The following is a 6,749-nucleotide window of genomic DNA, read 5'->3' on the forward strand; positions in this document are numbered from 1 at the left end:
TGTCGGCGCACTGCTTCGCGGTGTTGAACGATCACAGGTTGAACGTGGTCAGGTACTGGCTAAACCAGGTTCCATTAAACCACATACCCATTATATGTCAGAAGTTTATGTATTAACCAAAGAAGAAGGCGGACGTCATACCCCATTCTTTGATGGCTATCGACCACAGTTCTACTTCAGAACAACGGATGTAACAGGCGTCATCAAATTACCTGAAGGCGTGGAAATGGTAATGCCAGGAGATAATGTTCAAATGGAAATTACTCTGATCACACCAATCGCGATTGAAGAAGGCCTGCGTTTCGCTATCCGTGAAGGCGGACGAACAGTAGGATCCGGAGTTGTTGCCAAGATTATTGCTGATTGACGCTGAGTCCAATTTTTGTTAAAAAATTGGTAGTGAGTAGGAGCGTTAGCGGACGAGCGATAACGAAGCAAATGCAGATTTTGAAAGAAATATCCAGATGGATAATGAATTTCTGAAAAATCTGTACTCCTATAATAGACAAAACAATTTTAAACCGTCCCTCCCAGAGGGGCGGTTTTTTGTGGTATAATGGGTGAAAACTTAAGGGAGAAAGCAGAGCATGAAAAAATATATTAGTATCAGAATTAACGATAAGGTTGAGGCCATCGGAAATGATTACAACAAGGGTCTTCGAAAATGCAAGACAAAAGAATTAGCACAGGAAATCGAAGATATCTGCAACGATTATGATGAGAAGGGTTACGATGTGGTTTCGATTGTACCAATTATCCAAGGACAACATGTGGTAGTATCCAACGATGGTGCTTGGGCAAATAGTGCCACCGAGGGTGTCATTATTACGTTTAAAGCAAATTAATCCATTGAATCTAAAGAGCTCATTTTAATTGAGTTCTCAAAGTGTTGACAAACCTCTTTCCGGACATTTAATTGATCGTTGTGTGCTGCATGATCGTACAGGCAACGCCTGTTCGCCATGATGCACACAACATGATGCAATAAAAATCCGGAAAGAGGCTTGTCTAATTACTTCGTCTACAGTCTTAGCGCTCATTTTTGTTGAGCTCTTATTTTTTTACCCTACTGATTCCAGAGTTTTCATTCAAAAATTCATAAAAGAATTCTCGTTTCATATATTCTTCAGGAGTGAGTTCAGTTTGATTGTATGCAAAGTTAAGCTTGGTAATAGCAGCCTCAAAAGAGATGTTTTCCAGAGGAATGGCTCCAGCGTCAATGAGCTGGCAAGAAGATGCATAAAGATCACCATTTATGTTTTTATATGAAATCATATAATGCTTTACCTGGGGATTGTTTTTAATGAATTCCAAAAGGGAGGACCCATTTTCTCCTGTAACATTTCCGCTGCCAGTATGATAGAGAGAATGAAGCACAGCCATAATTGAATGAGTTTTTAAGCCAATACATCGGTAATTGAGTCCCGGATAGGCGCGAAGTCCTAAGACTTCATTACTAAAGCCTTTGATATAAGGTACAAGGTCTGGACATGGGTTATAAAGTTTCAGCATGTTGGGGTTCGTAGGAGAAGGGGTGGAGCAGAGTCCACGGGAATCCAGAATGCCTAAAGGGGTACCAAAGCTTTTGAAATCGTCTTTAAACCAATCAGCTTCAAGTAAACGTGAGGCCAGGTGGACATAAACCTTACCATCACTATTTTGATAAATTACATAAAATCCCGGAAGTTGTTGATTACAGATGAAGTCGACACTGGCGGAAAAATTCACCAAAGCGTTGCTGTATTTTTCTCCAAGAGCATAGTTTGCAGCCACCAATACAATGGGAATTGAGGGGCTATCAACGCCGTAACACAGAGCAGCGCCTGTATATGGCAAGGTATCGGAGCCATGTGCAATAATAACACCGGAATAGTTTCCCAGGCTAAATGTTTCAAGTGCCTTTAAGATTTGAAACCAGTGTTTCGGCTCAGCATTTTCACTGAGAATGTTAAATGGCCGGGATACTTCAAAATCAATTTGTGAGTTACTTTGGCTTTTGTAAAGGGATAACAGGTCATCACCACGGCTGATATCGACATCAATACAGCCATCATTGACGGCGCTGCCAATGGTTCCTCCGGTTAACAATAAAAGTATTTTAGGCGGTTTTTCCATAGGTTGTGGTTCCTTTCATTAATTTAAAAGCATTATAGCACCAATCGGAGAGAAGGGAAATAGAAAAAGCAAACAGCGAGTTTTCGTTGTTTGCTTTGGTTTATAAACAAAAGGGTTCTTGGAATTATCGCTCAGGCTGATTTAAATAATCATGTTTTTTCCAAGGGCGGTATTCATCATGTAAGCATTTGAAAAATTAGGGTCGGTTGCCAACTCCACATGGGTTGTGGCCGCTGGGATTTGCTCACAGTGCTTTACTTCATCCTGAGATAAGAGAAAAAGCTGGACCCCAGTGCCGGCACCGTTACCGATTGAACGGATGGGAACTCCTTTAATTTTAGGGAGTAAGCCGATGAATTGGGCATTATCTAAATCTATGTAATTTCCAAACGCTCCAGCAAGAACAATTTCAGTCAGCTGCGAACCTTTGATTCCATATTGCTTAGTCAGAAGACAGCAGCCAGTATAAATGGCTGCTTTTGCTAATTGAACCTGGCGGATATCTTTTTGGGTAATAATCATTGCTTTTCCATCAGGATTTTCCTTCTGGGAAACAATAATAAAGTAGCGTTGGCCGCTCTCATCAATGCTAAAACGATTTTTCAGTGGATGAGCTTCAAGAGTCTTATCTTTTATAAAGTTCCCTTTTTCATGGACTAATCCTTCACGAAAAAGTACAGCAATGGCATCAATAATTCCAGAGCCACAAAAACCAAGTGGTGCAACGTTTCCAATGACATGACACTGGAATTTATTATTAACAAGGGTAACCTTTTCGATAGCCCCGGTAGTGCCACGCATACCCATATGGATTCCGGCACCTTCCAGTGCGGGACCGCAGGCCGTTGAGGCAACAAAATATTTATGATAATTACCAATGGCGATTTCACCATTGGTACCAAGATCAATCATTAAGCGGAAGGACTCGTCTCGTGGCAGTCCAAGAAGAACAGAAGTGGTATCTGCACCTACAAACCCACCCAGCAATGGGAGAAATGTAATCCTGCCATAGGGATTCATTGTAATATTAAGATCTGAGGCATTTAAAATCACCATATCTTTAGTAATGCCAGTGAAGGGGGAAAGACCTAAATGAACGGGGTTAAGGCCTAGAAAAAGATGGGCCATGGTACTGTTGCCACAGAACACACAATCGTAAACTGCCTGATTAGATATGTCGGATTCTTCACAGAGGTTGAGTAAAATGCTATCGATGGTTTCCAGAATAGAATCTTGGATCTCTTTAAGATTCTCAGCAGAGCCTGATGCGAAGTCGATTCGACTGATCACATCGCCGCCAAAAGAGATTTGTTTATTTAAGGTAGAGTATTGGTTAACCAGGACACCAGTGGCTAAATCATAAAGGTAGCCAACCACTGAGGTTGTACCGATATCAAATGCGACCCCATAGGGAGAAATTGAAGTATCGCTTGGAATGAGATCAATTATTTCTTCATTAAAGACAATAAAATTTAAAAGTGCTTTATCTTTGAGGTGAAAAACTTCAGTGAATTTTTTTAGAACCTTAAGGGATGAAATGGTAACAGGTAAATCCAACACGCCACGAATGGTTTCAAGGTCATAGGAGCACATGAGGGTTGTAAGATCGGCATAGGGAACAGAAAATACTTTAACACGGGGATCAAATGGCAGTACCCCGTTAGCACTGGTTTCCAGAATTTGGGAAAGTGCTGCTTCTCTGGAAATCAAAATGCTCATGCCCTGGGATACTATTTGTTGGCAACCCAAAACTTCCTTAGTATGACCATTTTCACGGATTGTCACGAGACATTTTTTACAAGTGCCTTTTCCACCGCAAACAAGATTCTGAGGAAAGCCTGCTAGAGCACAGGCTTCAGCAACAGTTTTATCCTCCTCAATTGTGATGGTTTTATCCAGTAAAGGGAAAAAAACCTGAATGTTTTCTATAAATGACATTAATTTGTCCTTTCATCATATAAAATGTTAAAAACTGATTAAAAATGCAATCATTATTTCCAGTATTATACTCCTATCTGAAGTTATTTACAAGAAAAGAGAGAAAATTGAGTGATTCCAGAATAGATATTGACAGAAAATGAAGAAAATGATAATCTGATTCAGTAATGTGTACACAGGTAAAACTTATGTGTATATCACTTAAATAAGATACAATCAATGCAATCGAAAAGAAAACAGGAGAATTATTGTGATTATTATTGGTGAAAAAATTAATGGAACCATACCCTTGGTCAAAGAAGCAATTGAAAGAAGAGATGTCGGGTTTATAGCAGATCGCGCTGTGAAGCAGGCAGAAGCTGGTGCAGACTTCATTGATATATGCGCGGGAACGGCTCCTGATCTTGAGATTAAGGTTTTAAAATGGTTAATGAATGTTGTTCAAGATGTAGTAGAGACTCCGATTAGCATTGATAGTCCAAATCCACATGTCATTGAAGCAGTATTTAAATATGCTAATAAACCGGGTTTGTTAAATTCAATCTCTGAGGAAGGTGATAAGTGTGAAGTGCTTCTTCCATTATTGGAAGGAAACAGCTGGGAAGTAGTAGGGCTTACCTGCAATGATAAAGGTATTCCCGGCGATTTACAAACAAAAGTGGATATTACAAATATTATGGTAGAAAAAGCTGCTAAATATGGGGTAACCCCTGATCGTATGCATATTGACCCTTGTGTTATGGCACTATCAACACAAAACAATGCATACCTTAATTTCATTGAGGAAATAAAAGAAATCAGAGCTTTATACCCAACCATTCATATTACCTCAGGTTTAAGTAATATTTCATTTGGATTGCCAGCACGGGCATTAATGAACAAAACCTTTATGACTCTGGCAATTCAGGCTGGCATGGACTCTGCCGTTATGGATCCTTTAAATAGAGAGTTGGTCGGAACCATTTTTTCAACCTATGCGCTTTTGGGAAAAGATAAATATTGCAGAAAATACAGCAAAGCTTTCCGTCAGGGCAAAATCGGTTCTGTTTCTAAATAATCAGTTTGGGAGTACTCTAATTCTGAAAAGAAACATCGGAAAAAATAAAAATTTTACAAATATACCGAATTTTATTGGGATATCAAGTTTCAGAGTGTTTTTTAGATCATCAATAGTGCTGAATAATAAATAAAAAGAAGTTGAAGTATCGTTTTGCACCTGAGAATGGGGCCTAGAAGATCTGCAGAGTAATATATTGTTCTGATTAGCGATGGTAACCCCGTAAATGTAAACGTTTTTTGAGTTTTTACGGTAAAAAATTGTCACATTTAATATTTGATTTTTAGTATAAAATCATTTATCATTAAACGTAGATGTTAAAAATTTATCAAACTAATGGAGGAAATTTTATGGGATTTAAGTCAGATATTGAAATTGCACAAGAAGCGATACCACAGGATATTCGTGTGATTGCTGCTAAATTGGGTTTAACTGAGGATGATCTGGATTTATACGGTAAGTATAAAGCAAAGGTTCATTATGATCTTTTAAAGAAAAATGCACCACCTAAGGCACGTTTGATTCTTACAACAGCTATTAACCCGACACCAGCTGGTGAAGGAAAAACCACAACAACCATTGGTGTTGCAGATGGTTTAGCATACTTAGGAAAAAATACAATAGTAGCATTAAGAGAACCTTCTCTTGGACCAGTTTTTGGTGTCAAGGGTGGAGCTGCCGGCGGCGGTTACGCACAGGTTATACCAATGGAAGATATCAATCTTCACTTTACCGGAGATTTTCATGCTATCGGAGCCGCTAACAATTTATTAGCAGCAATGTTAGATAACCATATCAAATTTGGAAACGAATTAAAACTTGACCTTAAAAAAATCACATGGAGACGTTGTATGGACATGAATGACCGTCAACTAAGAAACATTGTTGATGGTTTAGGCGGAAAAGGCGATGGCGTTGTTCGTGAAGACGGCTTTGATATTACTGTTGCTTCCGAAGTTATGGCTGCATTTTGTTTAGCTTCTGATATTGCTGACTTAAAAGAACGTATGGGCCGTATCATCGTTGGATATAACGTTGATGGTCAACCTGTAACAGCTGGACAATTAAAAGCTAATGGTGCAATGGCAGCATTACTTAAAGATGCTTTAAAACCAAACCTGGTACAAACATTAGAAGGAACACCAGCATTTATTCATGGCGGTCCATTTGCAAATATCGCACATGGTTGTAACTCTGTTATTGCTACTCAAATGGCAATGCATTTTGCTGATTATGTTGTAACAGAAGCTGGCTTCGGTGCTGACCTTGGCGCTGAAAAATTCCTGGATATCAAATGCAGAATGGCTAACTTGAAACCAGATGCAGTTATTATCGTTGCCACAGTACGTGCTTTAAAACACAACGGCGGCGTTGCAAAAGCTGACTTAAACAATGAAAATCTTGTCGCTTTAAAGGCAGGTTTACCAAACTTATTGAAACATGTTGAAAACATTACTCAGGTATATAAATTGCCAGCAGTTGTTGCTATTAATGAATTCCCACTGGATACCCCAGCAGAATTAGCCTTAGTTAAAGCAGAATGTCAGAAATTAGGCGTTAATGTTGCACTTTCCCAAGTATGGGCAAAAGGCGGAGCAGGCGGAGAAGAACTGGCTAAAGAAGTTATTCGTTTAACTGA

The 6,749-nt window shown here is 39.2% G+C and carries 5 protein-coding genes and 1 pseudogene; 4 read left to right on the plus strand and 2 right to left on the minus strand.

The features are described from left to right. Together tuf and VIK44_RS13195 are read left to right on the plus strand one after the other, a co-directional pair. A pseudogene (tuf, locus tag VIK44_RS13190) lies at positions 1-367 on the plus strand (elongation factor Tu); the annotation flags it as partial. Between the two features lie 220 nt (positions 368-587). Beyond that, positions 588-845, plus strand: a complete 258-nt coding sequence (locus VIK44_RS13195) for a hypothetical protein (RefSeq protein WP_331554356.1) — start codon at positions 588-590, stop codon at positions 843-845. A gap of 208 nt (positions 846-1,053) precedes the next feature. Here the strand turns inward: VIK44_RS13195 and VIK44_RS13200 are convergent, their stop codons facing one another. Next, positions 1,054-2,115: an asparaginase gene (locus tag VIK44_RS13200; protein ID WP_331554357.1), complete on the minus strand. Its 1,062-nt coding sequence runs from the start codon at positions 2,113-2,115 to the stop codon at positions 1,054-1,056. Positions 2,116-2,256: 141 nt separating this feature from the next. After that, the gene (locus VIK44_RS13205) at positions 2,257-4,053 is read right to left on the minus strand and encodes an ASKHA domain-containing protein (RefSeq protein WP_331554358.1); all 1,797 of its coding nucleotides are present in this window, start codon (positions 4,051-4,053) and stop codon (positions 2,257-2,259) included. Positions 4,054-4,303: 250 nt separating this feature from the next. On the opposite strand from VIK44_RS13205, the gene VIK44_RS13210 reads away from it, so the two are divergent. Beyond that, positions 4,304-5,110: a methyltetrahydrofolate cobalamin methyltransferase gene (locus VIK44_RS13210; protein ID WP_331554359.1), complete on the plus strand. Its 807-nt coding sequence runs from the start codon at positions 4,304-4,306 to the stop codon at positions 5,108-5,110. Between the two features lie 350 nt (positions 5,111-5,460). Further along, the coding region (locus VIK44_RS13215; RefSeq protein WP_331554360.1) for a formate--tetrahydrofolate ligase at positions 5,461-6,749 on the plus strand (1,289 nt) is incomplete at its 3' end.

The sequence above is a fragment of the Acetobacterium sp. genome, from assembly GCF_036508315.1.
Taxonomy (GTDB): Bacteria; Bacillota; Clostridia; order Eubacteriales; family Eubacteriaceae; genus Acetobacterium.